Source organism: Pseudomonas sp. Tof1 (genome assembly GCF_055390395.1).
Genome location: NZ_AP024344.1, coordinates 4,912,250 through 4,931,289, shown reverse-complemented (window position 1 = coordinate 4,931,289; position 19,040 = coordinate 4,912,250). Strand labels below are relative to the sequence as shown.

At 66.5% G+C, this 19,040-nt stretch carries 10 protein-coding genes and 1 pseudogene; 3 read left to right on the top strand and 8 right to left on the bottom strand.

The features are described 5' to 3' along the window. Window positions 1-85: 85 nt before the first annotated feature. The 8 genes and pseudogenes from ACZ5KU_RS22035 to ACZ5KU_RS22000 form a co-directional block, all read right to left on the bottom strand. Window positions 86-1,048 carry a metal ABC transporter substrate-binding protein gene (locus ACZ5KU_RS22035; protein WP_464736272.1) on the bottom strand — a complete coding sequence of 321 codons (963 nt, stop codon included), beginning with the start codon at window positions 1,046-1,048 and terminating at the stop codon, window positions 86-88. Next, the gene (locus tag ACZ5KU_RS22030; RefSeq protein ID WP_054060509.1) at window positions 1,049-1,948 is read right to left on the bottom strand and encodes a metal ABC transporter permease; all 900 of its coding nucleotides are present in this window, start codon (window positions 1,946-1,948) and stop codon (window positions 1,049-1,051) included. Next, on the bottom strand, window positions 1,945-2,697 hold the full coding sequence (locus tag ACZ5KU_RS22025) for a metal ABC transporter ATP-binding protein (protein WP_464736271.1): 753 nt from the start codon (window positions 2,695-2,697) through the stop codon (window positions 1,945-1,947). Before ACZ5KU_RS22025 ends, ACZ5KU_RS22030 begins: the two co-directional genes overlap by 4 nt. Next, entirely contained in the window at window positions 2,694-3,623 is a 930-nt protein-coding gene (locus ACZ5KU_RS22020; protein WP_054060507.1) for a metal ABC transporter substrate-binding protein, read from the bottom strand. The genes ACZ5KU_RS22025 and ACZ5KU_RS22020 overlap by 4 nt, the downstream gene beginning before the upstream one ends. A 41-nt stretch (window positions 3,624-3,664) precedes the next feature. Further along, window positions 3,665-4,240, bottom strand: a complete 576-nt coding sequence (locus ACZ5KU_RS22015; RefSeq protein ID WP_054060506.1) for a DUF6162 family protein — start codon at window positions 4,238-4,240, stop codon at window positions 3,665-3,667. Further along, window positions 4,237-4,593 carry a hypothetical protein gene (locus tag ACZ5KU_RS22010; RefSeq protein WP_464736270.1) on the bottom strand — a complete coding sequence of 119 codons (357 nt, stop codon included), beginning with the start codon at window positions 4,591-4,593 and terminating at the stop codon, window positions 4,237-4,239. The genes ACZ5KU_RS22015 and ACZ5KU_RS22010 overlap by 4 nt, the downstream gene beginning before the upstream one ends. After that, on the bottom strand, window positions 4,590-5,129 hold the full coding sequence (locus ACZ5KU_RS22005) for a thiamine pyrophosphate-binding protein (RefSeq protein WP_464736269.1): 540 nt from the start codon (window positions 5,127-5,129) through the stop codon (window positions 4,590-4,592). The genes ACZ5KU_RS22010 and ACZ5KU_RS22005 overlap by 4 nt, the downstream gene beginning before the upstream one ends. After that, a pseudogene (locus tag ACZ5KU_RS22000) lies at window positions 5,126-6,333 on the bottom strand (PepSY-associated TM helix domain-containing protein). The gene ACZ5KU_RS22005 and the pseudogene ACZ5KU_RS22000 overlap by 4 nt, the downstream one beginning before the upstream one ends. Before the next feature lie 288 nt (window positions 6,334-6,621). Here ACZ5KU_RS22000 and ACZ5KU_RS21995 point away from each other — a divergent pair. From ACZ5KU_RS21995 to ACZ5KU_RS21985, 3 genes are all read left to right on the top strand, one after another. Further along, a complete protein-coding gene (locus ACZ5KU_RS21995) occupies window positions 6,622-7,605 on the top strand; it encodes a TauD/TfdA family dioxygenase (protein ID WP_054060502.1) in 984 nt (327 codons plus the stop codon). 167 nt (window positions 7,606-7,772) lie between these two features. Further along, entirely contained in the window at window positions 7,773-11,186 is a 3,414-nt protein-coding gene (locus ACZ5KU_RS21990) for an amino acid adenylation domain-containing protein (protein WP_464736268.1), read from the top strand. Then, window positions 11,183-19,015 (top strand): amino acid adenylation domain-containing protein, encoded by a 7,833-nt coding sequence (locus tag ACZ5KU_RS21985; RefSeq protein ID WP_464736267.1) that lies wholly within the window; start codon window positions 11,183-11,185, stop codon window positions 19,013-19,015. The genes ACZ5KU_RS21990 and ACZ5KU_RS21985 overlap by 4 nt, the downstream gene beginning before the upstream one ends. Window positions 19,016-19,040 lie beyond the last annotated feature (25 nt).

Genomic DNA, 19,040 nt, shown 5'->3' with positions numbered 1-19,040 from the left:
AAAAGGAAAGGCACCGGTGAAGGTGCCTTTTTTGTTGGGTGCGTGAACTGGCCTCCCCCCAAAAAAACTGACAGGCACCCACAGGCTAGATCGGCGCCAGGGTATCCAGCACCTGCCGGATCGAGTCTTCGAGCGCCGTCAGCGGGTCAACGCTTTCGGTTTCGAGCACCAGCAGGGTACTACCGGCCCTGGCTATCGCCGCCTTCACCGTTTCCGGCGGCTGGCGGTGATCCAGCACCAGCTTCACATCGGCATCCTTGAGGGTCTCGCTCAACTTCGCCAGTGCCTCGGGTGTCCACTGCTCGTCGCTGCGCGCATCGACCTGGATCAGCTCCAGGTTGAGCCCGCCCACCAGGTAGTTGAAGCGCTCAGAGAGGCTGAACACACTGAGGTTTTCGGCCTTGGCCAGGCGTGTCTCGCTGTCGGCGCTGAGCTTGAGCAGGCGCTGCTTGAAGGTCGCCAGGTTGCTCTCGATCCTTGGCTTGGCGGCGGGCGCCAGGCGCACCAGGTCGGCGGCGGTCACGTCGGCCATGCGCCCCAGGTTGTTGCTCGACAGCCACGGCTGGCTGTTCAGACCGTCGGTGCCCTTGCCCGGCTGTACCGCGATGCCCGGCAGACCGCCGTCCACCGGACGTGCGGCGTCGACCTCGACAATGCGCACATTGCTGCGTCGGGCCATGATGTACAGCGGGTCGTCGGGCCACAGCGAGCGCAGGCCGATCACCGCGTCGGCCTGGTTGGCCAGCTTCTGCAGGGCCGGCGCGCCACGGCCGCTGAAGTAGGCGCTCTGGCGGCTGCCCGGCAGGTTGGCGTCGGCGGCACGCTGCAGCTCGACGCCACTGTCCTTGAGCAGGATCTCGCCCAGGCCATAGGTGACCGGCAGGCTGGTCAGAATGCGCACCGGCGGGTTTTCGCTACTGGCGTGCAGGGCTACCGTGCCCAGGCCGTGATTGGCGTTGATCGGCATTGGTGCCTGGCTGGAGAACGATACGCTGCTGTACAGGCCGCCCAGCAGCAGGGCCAGGGCGAGGGGGCGAAAATTCGGCATTTATCCAATATTCCCTTTGAGGCTGGGCACGGTGCCACGAGCGATCGCCGCCAGGGCGAAGGCGATACCGGCCATCAGGATGATCGCCGCGCCGGACGGCACGGGCAGGTCGAACAGGATCGGCAGCAGGATGCCGCTCAGGGTGCTGACGGTGGCGATCGCCACGGAAATCCAGAAGAAGCCCTTGAGCGATTGGCTGAGCAGGCGGGCGGCAGCGGCCGGAATCACCAGCAAGGCACCGACCAGGATCGCGCCGATGACCTTGACCGCGGCTACGGTGATCAGGGTCACCAGCACCACGAACAGGTAGTCGAGGGCCTTCACCGCGACGCCGCGCACCGCCGCCAGTTGCGGGTTGAAGCTGGCCAGCATGATGCGGTTGTACAGCGGCAGGCTCAGGCCCAGCACCAGCGCGCCGACCACCAGCAGCACCAGCAGGTCGTTGCCGTTGACCGTCAGCACCGAACCGAACAGCACGTTTTCCAGGATGTGCACGTTGATCTTGCCGGCCAGCACCAGCAGCAGGCTGGCGCCGAGGGCCAGAGACACCGAGAGGAACACTCCGATCAGCGTGTCCGGGGCCAGCCCGGTGCGGTTGCGCAGGTAGTTGAGCAACACGCCGAACAGCAGGCAGTAGCCGAACAGGCTGCCGTAGGGGCCGGTGTAGGGCTCGCCGAGCAGGATACCGATGGCCACACCGGTCAGCGCCGCGTGGCCCACCGACTCGGAGAAGAACGCGAAGCGCTTGACCACCACCAGGGTACCGAGGCCGCCCAGCACCGGGCCGATCAGCAGGCCGGCGAGCAGCGCGTTGATCACGAAACCGTAGGCCAGCGCGGCTGGCAGCAGGCCGTCGGTGGCCCAGCCCTGGATCATCAGGCGAAAGGCTTCATAGCTCATGGTCGGACACCCGCGCTGCGTGGATGGGTGGAGAACAGCGTCAGCAGGCGCTCCGGGGTCAGTGCCTCGGCAGGTGTGGCATCGAACAGGATGCGCCGGTTGAGGCCGGTGACCCGGTCGGCCAGGCGCTTGACCGCCTCCAGGTCGTGTTCGATCCACAGCACGGTGATGCCGGCGCGGCGCCAGTCGCCGAGCAGGCGCTCGAACACCTGAATGCCGGCTTCGTCCAGCGCCGACATCGGCTCGTCGAGCACCAGCAGTTGTGGTGGCGGGATCAAGCCCTGGGCCAGCAGCACCCGCTGGCGCTCGCCACCGGACAGGGCGCCCATGCGCCGCTTGCGCTTGTCCTGCATGCCGACCCGCTCAAGTGCCTCGCCGATGGCCCCGGCGAAATGCCGGGACAGGCCAAGGAATGCCGGGCGACGCTGGCACATGGCAGCCATGAAGTCGTCGACGGTCATCGGCAGGCCGCGGTCGAATTCCAGGGCCTGGGGAACGTAGCCGATGGTGCCCGGTGCGCCTTGCCATTGCAGGCTCAGGCGACCCTGGTGCGGCATCTGCCCGAGCAGGGTCTTGATCAGCGAGCTCTTGCCGCCGCCGTTGGGGCCGACCAGGGCGTGCACGTGGCCGGGACGGACTAGGAAGCTGACGTTGTCGAGAATGGTGGTGCGGCCCAGGGTCAGGCCGATCGTGTCGAAGTCCAGGGTCGGCCCGCTGGCGACGCGCTCGATGCTCTCGGCGGCGGTCATGCGCCAGCCTCCTGGATCGCCCGGACCACGGTGTCGAGGTTGTTGCGCATTTCCTTCTCGTACTTGTCGGCGGTGTAGTCGCCATAGGAAATGTGCGACAGCGGGTAGAGCTTCACCCCGGACTCGCGCTGGATGGTCTCGACATAGGTGGACGGGAAGTCCAGTTCCGAGAAGATCACCTTCACATCCAGCTCGCGCAGTTGGTCGATGGTCTTCTTCAACTGGCTCGGGCTCGGCTCGATGCCATGGGCCGGCTCGACCACCGCGGTGACCTCCAGGCCGAACTCGCGCAGCAGGTAGTCATAGGCCGCATGCACGGTGGCTACTCGCAGGTCGGCATTGGGCGCCTGGGTCAGCTTGGCCAGGGCGTCGGCGCGCAGCTGGCGCAGGCGCTTGCCGTAGGCGCGGGCGTTGGCGGTATAGAATTTGGCGTTGTCCGGATCGAGCTTGCCCAGCTCGCGGGCGATGTTGTTGACCTGGGCGATGGAGGCGCTGATGGACAGGAAGGTGTGCGGGTTGACCACCTTGCCGGCGCCGCGGGCGGCGATGCCGGTGGCGGCCAGCAACGGCACGTTCTCGTTGGCCTCGATCAGCGGGATCTGCGGTTTTTCACTGGCCTCGATCATGCGATCGGCAAAGTCGTCGTGACCGACTCCGTTGAGCACGATCACGTCCAGGGTACCGATACGCTTGATGTCCTCGGCCCGTGGCTCATAGGCATGGGGGTTGAAACCGGCTGGAATCAGCGGCACCACTTCGGCCTTGTCGCCGACGATGTTGGCGACGTAACTGTAGTAGGGGTGCAGGGTGATGCCGATGCGCAGGCGCTTGGCGGTGTCGGCGTGGACCTGGAAGGTCGACAGGAGCGGTGCGAGCAGCAGGGCCAGGAGCAGGCGACGGCGGCTGAACAGGGCTGAAATGGACATGAGAGGACGATCTTCTCCGGGTTAACGGTCTTTGGAGCGGCTCAGTGCCGGTGCTGGCGGGTCACGCCGGCGTCGAATTGCGCGACCACCTGCTGCCAGCCGGCGGCGATCAGGGCGCTGTCGGTGAGGTCGCCGGGCGCGGCCGGGCCGTTGCCGCGGCTGAGCCAGATATCCGGCGCGGCGTTGGTGTCGTTGCCCACCCGCATCAGGAACGAGCCGGCCGTCGTCGTGACCTGGCTCAGGCCGAGGTAGGCATGCTGCTCCAGCAACTGCCAGGTGTGGCCGCCGCGGCTGACCGAACTGGCATCCTGGACGAAGGGCGCAAAACCTTCTTCGGCCAGTTGTGCGGGGGAGGGCAGTGCCTGCTGGTCCTGCTGCAACAGGCGGATCTCGTCGAGGGTGACCCGCAGGTCGGCGTAGATGCCCTGTTCGCCCGGCGTGAGGTCACGGCGGGCGTCCAGTTGATGGGGCGCGAGCGCGGCGACATCCGGTTTCTCGCCGTGCAGCGCCACCACGGAACCGGCGACCAGCAGCACGATCAGGCAGAACAGCAGCACATAGAGGGTTTCATGGCCGGCACCGGCGGGGCGCACGACCTGGGTGGTGGATGTACTCATGGGGTTTCGATGTCCGCCTTGTCCACTTCCACGACGTGGCCGGGGCCGGCGTCGAACAGCACGTAGAAGTCGCCATCGGGTTTCTTGAAGGTCCGCGTCGAGTCATCGCCCAGCTTGCCGGGCAGCAGCACGGTTTCGTCATAGCCGATCACGTCCAGGGTGACGCCAGCGGCGCCGCTGCCATCGGAAAAACCGCCCTTGCACTGGATCTGCTCGGCGTCGATCTGCTTGCACTCGCACATCGGGTTGTGGGCCCAGGCATTCAGGCTGAAAGCGGCGGCTGCCAGCAGTGCGCCACCGGCCAACGACTGGCGCAGGACGCGTGGGGAGAGGAAGCGAGGTCGTGGGCTCATGGGCGGGCACCTTGTTTTTTCAGCCAGGCAATGGTTTGTGGCGAAGCCTTGCTCAGGGGGACGGAGGCCTGGTGTACCGAGCCGTCCCAGCCTTCGAGGGTGACCCACAGCTCGGCGTCGTCGGCGGTGTTCTGCGGGATCGGCACGACGGCGCCCATGCGGTAGGGGGTGCCGAAGAAAATCACCCCGGCTGCCCGCAGGCTGCGGGGCTTGCCGACGCGCAGGTAGGTGGCCTTGACCTGCCCGACGCACTGGGCGCAGAGCGTGGCATTGAAACTCTTGAAGTAGCCGGCGGGACCATCGCGGCGCGGCGCTTCATCCCACAGCTCGGCCAGTTGCAGGCTCCAGGGCCCGGCCTGCAGCTCGTGGACGTGCTGGCCCAGTCCGGTGTCGCCACGAAACAGCGCCGCGTCCGAGAAGTAGCGCGGCATGAAGCCCAGCGGGATCAGCACCAGCAGAATGTTCAGGTGAAAGCGCCACTTGTGCCAGAGGCGGTTCAGGGGCGAGATCGGATGTGCCGCATCAGCCTTGCTCACAGGTTGACCTCCGGAGTTTCGGTGCCGAGGGCGCTACGGGGCCTGGCCTTTTCGGCCCGTTCGGCCTTGTTGCCGCGTTTGAGGGCATTGAGCGTGGCCAGGGCGGTACGCTTGCTCCAGATCAGCAGGCCGCTGAGCACCATCATGCTCAGCAGCAGGCCGAAGAAGAACCAGATCAGCTTGACCCACAACCCGCCGAAGTCACCGGTGTGCAGCGGGCGCATCGACTCGGTGACGAACTCCAGGCCCGTACGGTCCGACAGCAGGCGCGACTGCTCGATCTTGCCGGTGTAGGGGTTCAGTTCCAGGGTCTGGTACATCAGCGGGTACCAGCTGCGGCCGCCGACCTCGAAGGCACTGTAGGCATTGCCCGGCAGGCTGATGAAACTGGCGTCCAGCCGGGAACCCGCTCCTGGGCGATACGCAGGGCCTCGTCGGCACCGAGCCGGGGTGCCGGTCTGCCATCGGGCATCAGTGGCGCACTGTCGTGGGAGATGATGGCCGGGATGGGCCGGGTGGCGATGCTGACCTGGTTGTCGGCGAGAATGGCCTGGATCAGGAACCAGGTGCCGGTGATGGAGATTACCGCGATGAACCAGATCGACCAGATACCGCTCAACCGATGGAAGTCACCCCAGAAGATCCGGGCCCCATGGTTGAAGCGCAGGGTCGGCTTGAAAAAGCCTTTCCAGAAGCGTTTGTACACCACCAGGCCGGTGATCAACGAAGCCAGCATCGGTATCCCCAGCAGCGACACCAGGTACCAGCCCCAGCTGTAGCCGTCGGTGAACGGCACCAGCCACCAGCCGTGCAGGGCGCGGGTGAAGTTCTTGAAGTTGAACGGCGGGCTGATGCCCTGGATCACCCCGGTATAGGGGTTGACGTAGACCGTCACCGAACGTCCGTCCGGGTAGCCGATATCGGCCAGCAGGGCGAAGTGGCTTTCGTCCGGGCGCTGGATCGACTGCACGATCAACTCGGGCTCATTCTTCTTGATGGCGGCCAGTACCTGGTCGTAACTGAGCAAGGGCGCGTCATCGCTAGGCTTGCTGGCGCGGATATCCGGGTTGGCCAGCCAGACGATCTCCTGGCTGACCACGGCCAGGGTGCCGGTGACGCAGACGATCAGGACAAAGAACCAGATGGGTAGCGCCAGCCAGCTATGGACCAGGAACCAGATTTTCGAACGTGACTTCTTGGACATGGAAAGCGGATTCTCGACATCGGAGGAGGGTGCGGGGCCTGAGAGGGAGCCGCGCACCCGAAAAAACCGGTCGTGGCTTTTGCCTACGCGAACGGCTGCATCTTAATGAGACGAATGAGCGGGCAAAAAACGCAGGGCTATATGAAAGTAAATGTTTCAGCGGCCGACAGCCGGCGTCCGGTACCGGCTAATTTTCCCCCTCGACCATCCGTTCCCTCCTGTGAAACCCGCTGTATCCCGCGTTCGGGCGTTGGGGCGGCGGCCGAGGATCAAGGGAGAAGAGTCGTCATGAACAATGCGTTGAGTTTGGATATCCGGCCGTTGCTGACCGGTTCGGGCACCTTGCCCATGCTGATCCAGGCGCCTGAGCCCGGGCTTGACCTGCGCGAGGCATTCGCCGAGTGCAAGGTGCTGATCGACCAGCACCTGTATCGGGCTGGTGGTGTGCTGCTGCGCGGTTTCGAGGTCGGCGGCGCCGAGGCCTTCCGCGAGTTCGCCGCGGCTTTCGGTCACCCGCTGCTCAACTATGAGTTCGGCTCGACTCCGCGCAGCAACGTGACCAAGGGGGTGTACACCTCCACCGAATACCCGGCGCACCAGAGCATCCCGCTGCACAACGAGCAGGCCTACACCCTCGAGTGGCCGATGAAGATCTGGTTCTACAGCATGATCGCGGCCCAGACCGGTGGCGAAACGCCGATCTGTGACAGTCGGGAAGTCTATCGCCGGGTGCCGGCACGGATTCGCGAACGGCTGGTCAGCAAGGGCCTGATGTACGTGCGCAACTACGGCAACGGCCTGGACGTGGACTGGAGCCAGGTGTTCAACACCGAGGACGAGGCGGTGGTCGAGGCCTACTGCCGGGCCCACGCCATCGAATGCGAGTGGAAGGATGACGGCGAGTTGCGTACCCGCCAGCGGTGCCAGGTGGTGGCGCATCACCCGGTGACCCGGGAAATGGTCTGGTTCAACCAGGCGCACCTGTTCCATGTTTCCAACCTGCAGCCCGAGGTGCGCGAGACGCTGCTCGATGTGGTGGACGAGGAGGACCTGCCGCGCAACGTCTACTACGGTGACGGCTCGGCCATCGAGGTCGACCTGCTCGACGAGGTGCGTGGGGTGCTGGACGAATGCACCATCAGCTTCCCCTGGCAGGAAAACGACGTGCTGATGCTCGACAACATGCTCGCCGCCCACGCCCGTTCGCCATTCACCGGCAAGCGCAAGGTGGTGGTGGCGATGGCCGAAGGCTATTCGCAACCCGCCGGTTGACGCCGCCCGTCCCGATTGCCGCATCGATCCGCAGATTTCTACCGCTCTCCTTCGCCCTACCCGAGAAACCGCCGGCCGGCACGCTAAATCCTCGGGTTGGCGGTTCGTCCTTGTTGATACGACCAGGCCCCACCGGCCGTGCCGCCGATCAGCAAGGACCCTCTCACATGAAGCCCCAAGACGCACAGAAACTCGCTCGCCGTTTCATCGAGCTGCCCCAGGACAAGCGCAGTCTCTTCCTGGCTGCCATGGATCGGGAGGGGGTCGACTTTTCGCTGCTGCCCATCGCCGCCTGCGAGGGTGTCGCCGAGCGGGACGGCCTGTCCTACGCCCAGCAGCGCATGTGGTTTCTCTGGCAGCTCGATCCCCGCAGCGCGGCCTACAACCTGCCGATGGCGGTGCGCTTGCAGGGGCCGCTGGACCTGGCGGCGCTGGAGCAGGCCTTCAGTGCCCTGATCGCCCGGCACGAATGCCTGCGCACCACCTTCGGCCAGGACGGTGAGCGGGCGTTCCAGCGGGTCGCCCCGGCGAGGGCGGCGACGGTACGGGTTGACGATCTGCAGCAACTGGACGAGGCGCAGCGTCGTGTCCGTGCCCGGCAGATCATGGCCGACGAGGCCGGACAGGCGTTCGACCTGCAGCAGGGACCCCTGCTGAGCATCCGCCTGCTGCGCCTGGCCGAACAGGAACAGGTGTTGTTGCTGACGCTGCACCACATCATCGCCGACGGCTGGTCGATGAACATCCTGATCGAGGAATTCAGCCGTTGCTACGACGCCTGCGTGGCCGGCTCCACGGCCGAGCTGCCGTCCCTGGCCGTGCACTACCGTGACTACGCACTGTGGCAGCGCAGCTGGCTCGAAGCCGGCGAGCAGGCGCGGCAACTGGCCTACTGGCGCGAGCACCTGGGGGAAGAGCATCCGGTGCTCGAACTGCCCACCGACCGGCCGCATCCGGCCCAGGCCAGCCATCGTGGTGCGCGCCTGGAAGTGCGGGTCGACAGCGACCTGCGCCAGCAGCTCAAGGCCCTGGCCCAGCGTCAGGGTGTGTCGCTGTTCGTGGTGCTGCTGGCCTCGTTCAAGAGCCTGCTGCATCGCTACAGCGGCCAGAGCGATATCCGCGTCGGTGGCCTGATCGCCAACCGGACCCGCAGCGAGACCGAGGGCCTGATCGGCTTTTTCGTCAACACCCAGGTGTTGCGCAGTGAAGTCCGTGGCCAGACCCCGTTCGTCGAGTTGCTGCACAGTCTGCGCCAGGCCGCCGCGGGCGCGCAGGCGCATCAGGAACTGCCGTTCGATGCGTTGATCGAGGCCCTGCAGCCGGCCCGTAGCCAGAGCCATAACCCGCTGTTCCAGGTGATGTTCAACCATCAGCCTCTGGTTACCGACGTACAGGGCCGGCAATTGGCGAGCGGGCTGCGGGTTGCCCTTCTGGACGAGGAACAGGGCGTCGGGCAGGGCCGCCAGCATGCGGCCGCCAGCGACCTGATGCTGGAAACCCGCGAGGAGGGCGAGCAACTGTTTGCCGCGTTCACCTATGCCACCGATATTTTCGACGGCGCGACCATCGAACGCCTGGCCGGCCACTGGCGCAACCTGCTGGTCGCCGTGTGCCGCGATCCGCAGCAGCCGATCGGCCAGTTGCCGATGCTGGCGGCAGAGGAAGTCGCCGACCTGCTGGGCCGTGGTGACGAGAGGGAGGTACCCGCGGACAGCCCGTTGTCGATGGTGCAGTTGTTCGAGGCCCAGGCCCGCCGTACTCCCGACGCTACCGCGCTGATCCTGGCCGACGCTGCCCAGGCGCCGAGCCTGAGCTATGCCGAACTGAATCGCCGGGCCAACCGCCTGGCACACCTGCTGCGTGGTCACGGTGTCGGCCCGGAAGTGCTGGTGGGGCTGGCGATCGGCCGCACACTGGACCTGGCCGTGGCCATTCTGGCGGTACTCAAGGCGGGCGGTGCCTATGTACCGCTGGACCCGCAGATGCCGCCGGCGCGTCTGGCCCATGTGCTGCAGGACAGTGGCCTGAAACTGCTGTTGACCCACAGCCAGTGGCTGGATGGGCTGCCACCGCTGGGCGATGTCGAGGCCCTGTGCCAGGACCGGATCAATGATGGCGGTTATGCCCAGGCCGATCTGGAACTGGCGCCGGCCCCGCAGTCGCTGGCCTATGTCATCTACACCTCGGGTTCCACCGGACGGCCCAAGGGCGTCGGTATCAGCCACCAGGCACTGGCGGAATTCGTCGCCCGGGCTACGGAGTACAGTGAGTTGCTGGCGAGCGACCGGGTTCTACAGTTCGCCACCAGCAGTTTCGACGGTTTTGTCGAGCAGTTCTTCCCGCCGCTGAGCCTGGGCGCCTGCGTGGTGCTGCGTGATGAACGGTTGTGGGACAGCGCCACGCTACACGAGGCGATCCTGCGCCATGGCATCACCCTGGCCGACCTGCCGGCCGCCTACTGGCACCTGCTGGTGCAGGACTGGGCGACCCGCCCACCCGCCGGTTATGGCGCCCTGCGCCAGATCCACATCGGCGGCGAGGCCATGGCCGTCGACGGCCTGCGTCTGTGGCCGCAGGCCGGGTTGGGCGGCGTGCGCCTGGTCAATACCTATGGCCCGACCGAGGCGACCGTGGTCTCCAGCACCTATGACTGCACCGGGCTGTCGGCTGAAGCGGTGTCCTGGCGCGGCGTGCCCATCGGTTTCGGCCTGGCCCGGCGGCGCCTGCTGGTGCTCGATGGCGACCTCGAACTGCTGCCCCGGGGTGCTGTCGGCGAGTTGTACATCGGCGGGCCGGGGTTGGCTCGCGGCTACCAGGGCCAGCCGGCCCTCAGTGCCGAGCGTTTCATCGCCGATCCCTTCACCCCGGGTGAACGGCTTTACCGCACCGGTGACCGCGCGCGCCTGCGCGAGGATGGCGCGGTGGAATACATCGGGCGGGTCGACCATCAGGTCAAGGTCCGCGGTTTTCGTATCGAGCTGGGTGAAGTCGAGTCGCGCCTGCTGCAATGTCCCGGCGTGCGGGAAGCCGCGGTACTGGCCCTGCCTTTGGCCGGAGGCACGCAACTGGTCGGCTACCTGGTGCCCGACCAGGCCCTGGAACCGGCGCAGCAGAGCCTCTGGCGGCTTGAGGTCAAGGCCTCCCTGCAGGGCCGCCTGCCGGACTACATGATCCCCTCGCACCTGCTGGTGTTGCCGCGGATGCCGCTGACCCCCAGCGGCAAGCTGGACCGCAAGGCCCTGCCGGTGCCCGATCCGAGCCAGTTGCAGGCCAGCTACCGCGAGCCGCAGACCGAGACCGAACGTTGCCTGGCGACTATCTGGGAAGAGGTGCTGCAGGTACCCCGGGTCGGGCTCGACGACCACTTCTTCGAGTTGGGTGGCCATTCATTGCTCGCGGCCCAGGTGATCGCCCGGGTCAAGACCCGTCTGGAGGTCAGCCTGCCGCTGCGCAGCCTGTTCGAGAAACCCCTGCTGAGCGAACTGGCCGCCGAGTTGGCGACGCTGGCGCAGGGCGCTGCAGATAACGACTGGGCCGACATGGAACAGTTCATGAGTTCGTTGGAGGAGTTTGGAGCATGAGTGGCAACCCTGCGGTACGTATCGCCAAACGATTCATCGGCCTGCCCCTGGCGCAGCGTCGGCAGTTCCTGGCGAAGCTGAGCGAGGAGGGCAAGGATTTCAGCCTGTTGCCGATGCCGGTCAGCCGCCATGAGGTGGCGCGGATCCCCTTGTCCTATGCCCAGCAGCGCCTGCTGTTCCTCTGGCAGCTCGACCCCGGCAGCGCCGCCTACAACATGGCCGCCGGTCTGCGCCTGCAGGGTCGGCTTGACGAATCGGCCCTGCAGCGCGCCTTCGAGCATATCGCCTTGCGTCATGAAGTCCTGCGCACGGTGTTCCAGGTCGACGGCGAGCAACCCTGCCAGGTGATCCTCGGCCACCTGGGCGTGCCGCTGAGCAGGCTGGACCTGTCGGGTTGCGCCAGCGAGACACGTGAGGCCGAGCTGGCCGAGCGGGTGAGGGCGATCACCGCGCGACCCTTCGACCTGCTCAACGGACCATTGCTGCGGGCCAGCCTGATCCGGCTGGCCGCGGACGAGTGGGTGCTGGTGGTGAGCATGCACCACATCGTTTCCGATGGCTGGTCGATGGACGTGATGGTCAGGGAGTTCGTCCAGGCCTACCAGGCGTTCAGCCAGGGACGCGAGCCGGGCCTGGCGCCCCTGCCGTTGCAGTACGCCGACTATGCGATCTGGCAGCGCAGCTGGCTGGAGGCCGGCGAGGGTGAGCGGCAGTTGGACTACTGGCGTCGGCAACTGGGCGACGAGCAGCCGCTGCTGGACGTTGCCGCCGATTTCCCACGGCCGCCGGCGCAGAGTTTCGAGGGCCGGACCCTGAAGTTCGACTTCGGCGTCGAGCGCTCGCGGCAACTCAATGCCTTCGCCCGCGGCCAGGGCATCAGCCTGTTCATGCTGGTCCTGGGCGGTTATTCGCTGTTTCTTTCGCGCCAGTCCGGCCTGCGCGACATCCGTGTCGGCGTGCCGAACGCGAACCGCGGCCGCCCGGAAGTCGAAGGCCTGATCGGCTTTTTCGTCAACACCCAGGTGCTGCGTTGCGAGGTCGACGAGCGCCAGAGTTTCCTTGAACTGCTGGGCCACCTGCGCGAAAGCAGTTTCGGTGCCCAGGCGCACCAGGAGTTGCCGTTCGAGCAACTGGTGGATGCCCTGGCACCTGAGCGCAACCTGGATCACAACCCGCTGTTCCAGGCCAAGTTCAACCAGAACGTCGGCATGCAGAAGCAGCGCTCGATGCAGTTGCCGGGTCTGAGCGTGGCGGAATACCCACTGCACAAGGACGGTACGCACTTCGACCTGGCCCTGGATATCACCGATGACGGTACGCTGATCCATGGCGAGCTGACCTATGCCAGCGACCTCTACCGGCACGCGACGGTCGAGGGTTTCGTACCGGCGCTGCTGGCGCTGTTCGATGCCTTGCTGCAGGCGCCGCAGGCACCGCTGTTCAGCCTGAATCAGCCGGTTCCATCACTGCCGGCCGCCAGCCCGGAGCCCGCGCCGCTGGTGCTGCGGCACTGGGACGCCCAGGTTCGTCGCCAGCCCGAGGCGCTGGCGGCCCGTTGCCTGGAGCAGACCTTGAGTTTCGCCGAACTGGACCAGGCCGCCAACCGCCTGGCCCACCACCTGCGTGCGCGGGGTGTGGGCATTGGCGAGCCGGTCGCGGTGCTGATGGAGCGTTCGCTGGACTGGCTGACCAGCCTGCTGGCCATTCTCAAGACCGGTGCGGTGTACATGCCGCTCGACACCAAGGCCCCGGATACACGTCTGCGGCAGATGCTCGAACGGGCCGGGACACGTCTGCTGTTGTGCGCCGCAGGCGATGCACGGCTCGCCGGCCTGGTACCGTCCGGATGCGGCGCGCAGGCCTTCACCCCGGCGGACTGGGACGAACAGCCAGCCGCTGCGCCATCGCTGGAGTTGTCGGCGCAGTCCGCGGCCTACGTGATCCACACCTCCGGCTCCACCGGCCAGCCCAAGGGGGTGCTGGTCAGCCATGGCGCATTGGCCAGTTACGTCCAGGGCCTGACGCAACGCCTGGACCTGGCGCCAGGCGCCAGCATGGCACTGGTCTCGACCATCGCCGCCGACCTGGGGCACACCATGCTGTTCGGCGCCCTGTGCGGCGGTCGTACCCTGCATGTGCTGCCCGAGGCCCTGGGCTTTGACCCGGACGGCTTTGCCCAATACATGAGCGAACATCGGGTCGGCATCCTGAAAATCGTTCCCGGGCATCTGTCGGCCCTGCTGCAGGGCGGTCGGCCGGCGGACGTCCTGCCCGAACATGCGCTGATCGTCGGTGGTGAGGCCTGCGCGCCGGCACTGGTGCGCCAGGTGCGCGAACTGAAGCCGGCCTGCCGCTTCATCAACCACTACGGGCCCAGTGAAACCACCGTGGGCGTGCTGACTCACGAAGTGCTCACCGACGCGTCGCTGGAGCGTGGCATCGCCCTCGGCCAGCCGCTGCCCGCTGCCCGGACCCTGGTACTGGACGACGTGCTCAACATCGCCGCTGCGCAGGTACCGGGCGAGCTGTACATCGGTGGCGCCAGCGTTGCCCTGGGGTATCTCGGGCAGCCGGGGCTGACCGCCGAACGCTTCCTGCCGGATCCTTTTGGCGAGCCGGGCAGCCGGGCCTACCGCAGCGGTGACCGGGTGCGCTGCAACCGCCAGGGCCTGCTGGAGTTCATGGGGCGCAACGACGACCAGGTGAAGATCCGGGGTTACCGTGTCGAGCCCGGGGAAATCGCCCGGTTGCTGCAGGGCTTCGACGCCATCGCCCAGGCGGCGGTGCTGGCGCTGCCGATGGAAGACGACGCCGCGCGCCTGCAACTGGTGGCCTACTGCGTGCCGGCGGCCGGCGTGGTGTTACAGGTCGAAGACCTGCGCCAGCGTCTGCAGGCGTGCCTCAGCGACTACATGGTGCCGGCGCAGATCCTGCTGCTGGAACAGCTGCCGTTGACCGCCAACGGCAAGCTGGACAAGCGGGCGCTGCCCAAGCCGGGTCCGGTCAAGCAGCAATACGCTGCTCCGGAGGGGGAGATCGAGGAGAAACTGGCCGCGGTCTGGGCCGATGTGCTCAAGCTCGAACGCGTCGGTCGCCACGACAACTTCTTCGAGCTGGGCGGCGACTCGATCCTCAGTCTGCAGATCATCGCTCGGGCCAAGCGCCAGGGGCTCAAGCTCAGTCCCAAGCAATTATTCGAGAAGCAGACCATCGCGCAACTGGCAGCGGTGGCCAAATTGATCGAGAAGAAGACGGTTGCCGAGGCACCGCGGCGGATCAGTGGCGAACAACCGTTGCTGCCGATCCAGGCGCGCTTCTTCGATATGGACATTGCCCAGCGCCAGCACTGGAACCAGTCGGTGATGCTCAAGCCGTTGCTGGCACTGGAGGCCACCCACCTGGAGGCGGCGCTGGCCAGTCTGCTGGAGCATCACGATGCCTTGCGCCTGAGCTTCGTCGAGCAGGCTGGACAATGGCAGGCGCGTTATCGCTCCACCGGCGCCAGTGTCCTGTGGTCGCGGGAGCTGGAGGATGTCGCCGGGCTCGGCGCCTTGGCCGATGAAGCCCAGCGCAGTCTCGACCTCGAAGACGGCCCGCTGTTGCGTGCACTGCTGGTGCACCTGCCCGAGGGGGAGCAACGCCTGCTGCTGGTGATCCATCACTTGGTGGTCGACGGCGTGTCCTGGCGGATACTGCTCGAGGATCTGCAGAGTGCCTACGCCGCCATCGCTACCGGTCGCGCCGTGCAACTGCCGGCCAAGAGCACTGCGTTCCAGCTCTGGGGCGAGCGCCTGCAGGCCCATGCGCGTAGCGAGGCGCTGGCGGCCGAGGCTGATTACTGGCTGGACAACCTGGACGGTGCCGCTGCGCAACTGCCCAACGACCATCTGGAGAACCCGCTCCCCGGCATCGGCCACGCCACCTCGCGGCTGAACAAGGCACTGACCCGGCAACTGCTCAGCGTTGCCCCGGCGGCCTACCGCACCCAGATCAACGACCTGCTGCTGGCCGCCCTGGCCCGGGTGCTTTGTGACTGGAGCCGGCAGCCGTCGGTGCTGATCCAGCTGGAAGGCCACGGTCGCGAGGACCTGTTCGACGACCTCGACCTGAGTCGTACGGTCGGCTGGTTCAGCAGTCTGTTTCCGGTCCGCCTGACTCCGCAGGCCGATCCGGGCGGTTCTATCCGTGCGATCAAGGAGCAACTGCGAGCGGTGCCGAACAAGGGCATTGGCCATGGCCTGCTGCGCTACCTGGCGGACACGGATTTCGCCCGCCAACTGCAGGCCCTGCCCGAAGCCCGGGTGACCTTCAACTACCTCGGCCAGTTCGACGGCAGCTTCGACCAGGCCGAAGGGGCGCTGTTCGTGCCCAGCGGCGAAAGCAGCGGCGCCAACCAGGCCGAGGAACGGCCGGCCAATTGGCTGAGCCTCAACGGCCAGGTGTTCGATGGCGAGCTGGAACTGGACTGGGGGTTCAGTCGTGCGCTGTACCAGCCGTCGACCATCGAGGCCCTGGCCCGGGCCTATGAGCAGGAACTGGCGCGCCTGGTCGAGCATTGCAGCCAGGGCGGCCAATTGGGCGTGACGCCGTCCGACTTCCCGCTGGTGAAGCTGACTTCGGCGCAACTGCAGCGCCTGCCGGTGGCCATGGCGGATATCGAGGACATCTACCCGCTGTCGCCGATGCAGCAGGGCATCCTGTTCCATGCGCTCGACGAACCGGACGGCGCGGCCTACACCAACCAGTTGCGGGCCGATGTGCGGGGACTGGATGTCGAGTCGTTCCGCGCTGCCTGGCAGCAGGGCCTGGACAGCCATGAGGTATTGCGCTCGGTGTTCGTCTGGCCGCAGGAGTTGGCCGCCCCGTTGCAGATCGTGCGACGCCAGGTCGAAATGCCGCTGGTGGTGCATGACTGGCGCGAGCGCGGTGATCTGCCGACGGCCCTCGATCAACTGGCGCAAGATGACCTGGCGACCGGTTTTGAACTGGGGCATGCCCCTCTGTTGCGCGTGACCCTGGTGCGCACCAGTACCAGTGATTATCACCTGATCTACACCAGCCACCACATCCTGATGGACGGTTGGAGTACGTCGCAATTGTTCGGCGAGGTGCTTCAGCGTTATGCGGGAGCCACCATTAGCCGGGGTGCCGGCCGTTACCGTGACTACATCGAATGGCTCGGCCAGCGTGATGCCCGTGTCAGCCAGGCATTCTGGGCATCGGCGCTGGCCGACCTGCAGGAGCCGACCCGACTGGCCAATGCCGTCGTTAGCCGACAGGCGCTGGCTGTCGGGCATGGCGAGCATGAGCATGGTTTTGGCGCAGCTCTTACCGCCGACCTGAATCGCTTCGCCCGCGAGCACAAGGTCACCCTCAACACCCTGGTACAGGCCGCCTGGCTGGTGCTGCTGCAGCGTTACACCGGCCAGGACTGCGTGGCCTTCGGGGCCACCGTGGCGGGGCGGCCAACCGATCTGGCCGGGGTGGAGCAGCAGATCGGCCTGTTCATCAACACCCTGCCGGTGGCGGCCTCGCCCTCGGCGCAGATTCCGGTGGTGGCCTGGCTGCAACAGGTACAGGACCTCAACCTGGCGTTGCGTGAGCACGAGCATACGCCGCTGTACGATATCCAGCGCTGGGCCGGGCTCGGTGCGGGCGGGCTGTTCGACAGTCTGCTGGTGTTCGAGAACTACCCGATGGCCGAGGCGCTCGGCCAGGCTTCGGGTACGGGTCTTGCATTCTCGGCCATCAGCCGTCAGGAACAGACCAACTACCCACTGACGCTGGTGGCCGTGACCGGCACCGAGCTGAACCTGGAACTGAGCTATGATCGGGCCTGCTTCGACGCACCGACCGTGGCGCGCCTGGGGCGTGAGCTCGAGCACCTGCTGCGGGCCTTCATGGCCGCGCCGCAGCAGGCACTGGGCAACCTGGAACTGTTGGCCGGCGAGCCACGCCAGGCGGCGCTGGACTGGGGCAAGGGTACCGTCACCGCGGTGGATTCGCGCGACGTGGTCACCCGGATCGATGCCCAGGTACTGGCCCAGCCGCAGGCGCCGGCGATCCTGTTCGCCGGGCGCGAACTGGACTACGCCAGCCTGGATCGCAGTGCCAATCGCCTGGCCCACAAGCTGCGCGAACTCGGCGTAGGGCCGGAAGTGCGGGTCGGTGTCTGCCTGAGCCGCACCCCACGGATGATCGTCAGCCTGCTGGCGATCCTCAAGGCCGGCGGCGCCTATGTGCCACTGGACCCCGAGTATCCGCAGGAGCGTCTGCTGCACATGCTGGAGGACAGCCACGCGACGGTGCTCTTGAGCGAGCCGCGCCTGCTGCAATACCTGCCCCGGAATCTGTCGTCGCAGGTGCTGCTGGTGGAGGAGGGCGAGGACTGGCTGCAGGCCTATCCAGCCCAGGCTCCCGCCGTTTCGCTCCAGCCGCAGAACCTGGCCTATGTCATCTACACCTCCGGCTCCACCGGCAAGCCCAAGGGCGTGGCGATCAGTCACGGCAACCTGGCGGCGCTGATCCAGTGGTCCGTTGGGGTTTATGGCATCGAACAGTTGCGTGGGGTGCTGGCCTCGACGTCGATCTGCTTCGACCTGTCGGTGTGGGAGATCTTCGTCACCCTCGCCGCGGGCGGCTACCTGGTGCTGGCGGACAACGCCCTGGCCCTGGCCGACCTGCCGCAGCGCGAGCGGGTCAGGCTGATCAACACCGTGCCGTCGGCGATCGCTGCGCTGCAGCGTGCCGGGCAGATCCCGGCGTCGGTGCGCACCATCAACCTGGCCGGCGAGCCCCTGAAACAGACGCTGGTGGACAGCCTGTATGCCAGCACGGCGGTCAGCCAGGTCTACGACCTGTACGGGCCCTCGGAAGACACCACCTACTCGACCTTCACCCTGCGCAGCGCCCGGGGCTCGGCGAACATCGGCCGGCCGCTGGACAACACTGACGCCTACCTGCTCGACAGCCAGTTGCTGCCGGTGCCGGCAGGGGTGGCGGGGGAGTTGTACCTGGCCGGTGCCGGGGTGACCCGTGGCTACCTGATGCGGCCGGGGCTGACCGCCGAACGTTATGTGCCGAACCCGTTCGGCGCCGCTGGCGACCGTCTGTACCGCACCGGCGACCTGGTGCGCCAGGGCGAGCGGGAGCAGATCGAATACATCGGGCGGGCCGACCACCAGGTGAAGATCCGTGGCTTCCGTATCGAGCTGAGCGAAGTCGAGGCACGCCTGCTGCAACAGCCGGCAGTGCGCGAGGCGGTGGTCCTGGCCCAGGACGGTGCGGCGGGCAAGCACCTGCACGGCTACGTCGTGGCGACGCAGGCCGGTGATGATGCGCGAGCCTTTGTCGACGGCCTGCGCAATACGTTGGCCGGGCAATTGCCGGCGCACATGGTGCCGAGCCACCTGCACCTGATCGACGCCTTGCCGCTGACCCCCAACGGCAAACTCGATCGCCAGGCGCTGATCGCCCTGGGCGGCAACCCGTTGCAGACGCACTACCAGGCGCCGCAGACGGAACTGCAGCGCGAGGTCGCCAAGCTCTGGCAGGAGGTGCTGGAGGTCGAGCGGGTGGGCCTGGGCGACAACTTCTTCCAATTGGGTGGCCATTCGTTGCTGGCGACCCTGGTGGTGACGCGGATTGCCGAGCGCCTGGGTGACAAGGTCGCGCTCAAGGAGTTGTTCGCGGCGCAGACGCTACTTGCCTTCTGCGAACGCATCGAGGCCCTGCGCGGTGGTTTGTCGCCTGCTCAGGATGAATTGGCTAAATCGCTGGAGGCCCTCAAACGTCTATCCCTCGATGATCTGGAAAAACTGGTTTCCTGACCGGTTTCTTGACTGATTTTTGTAA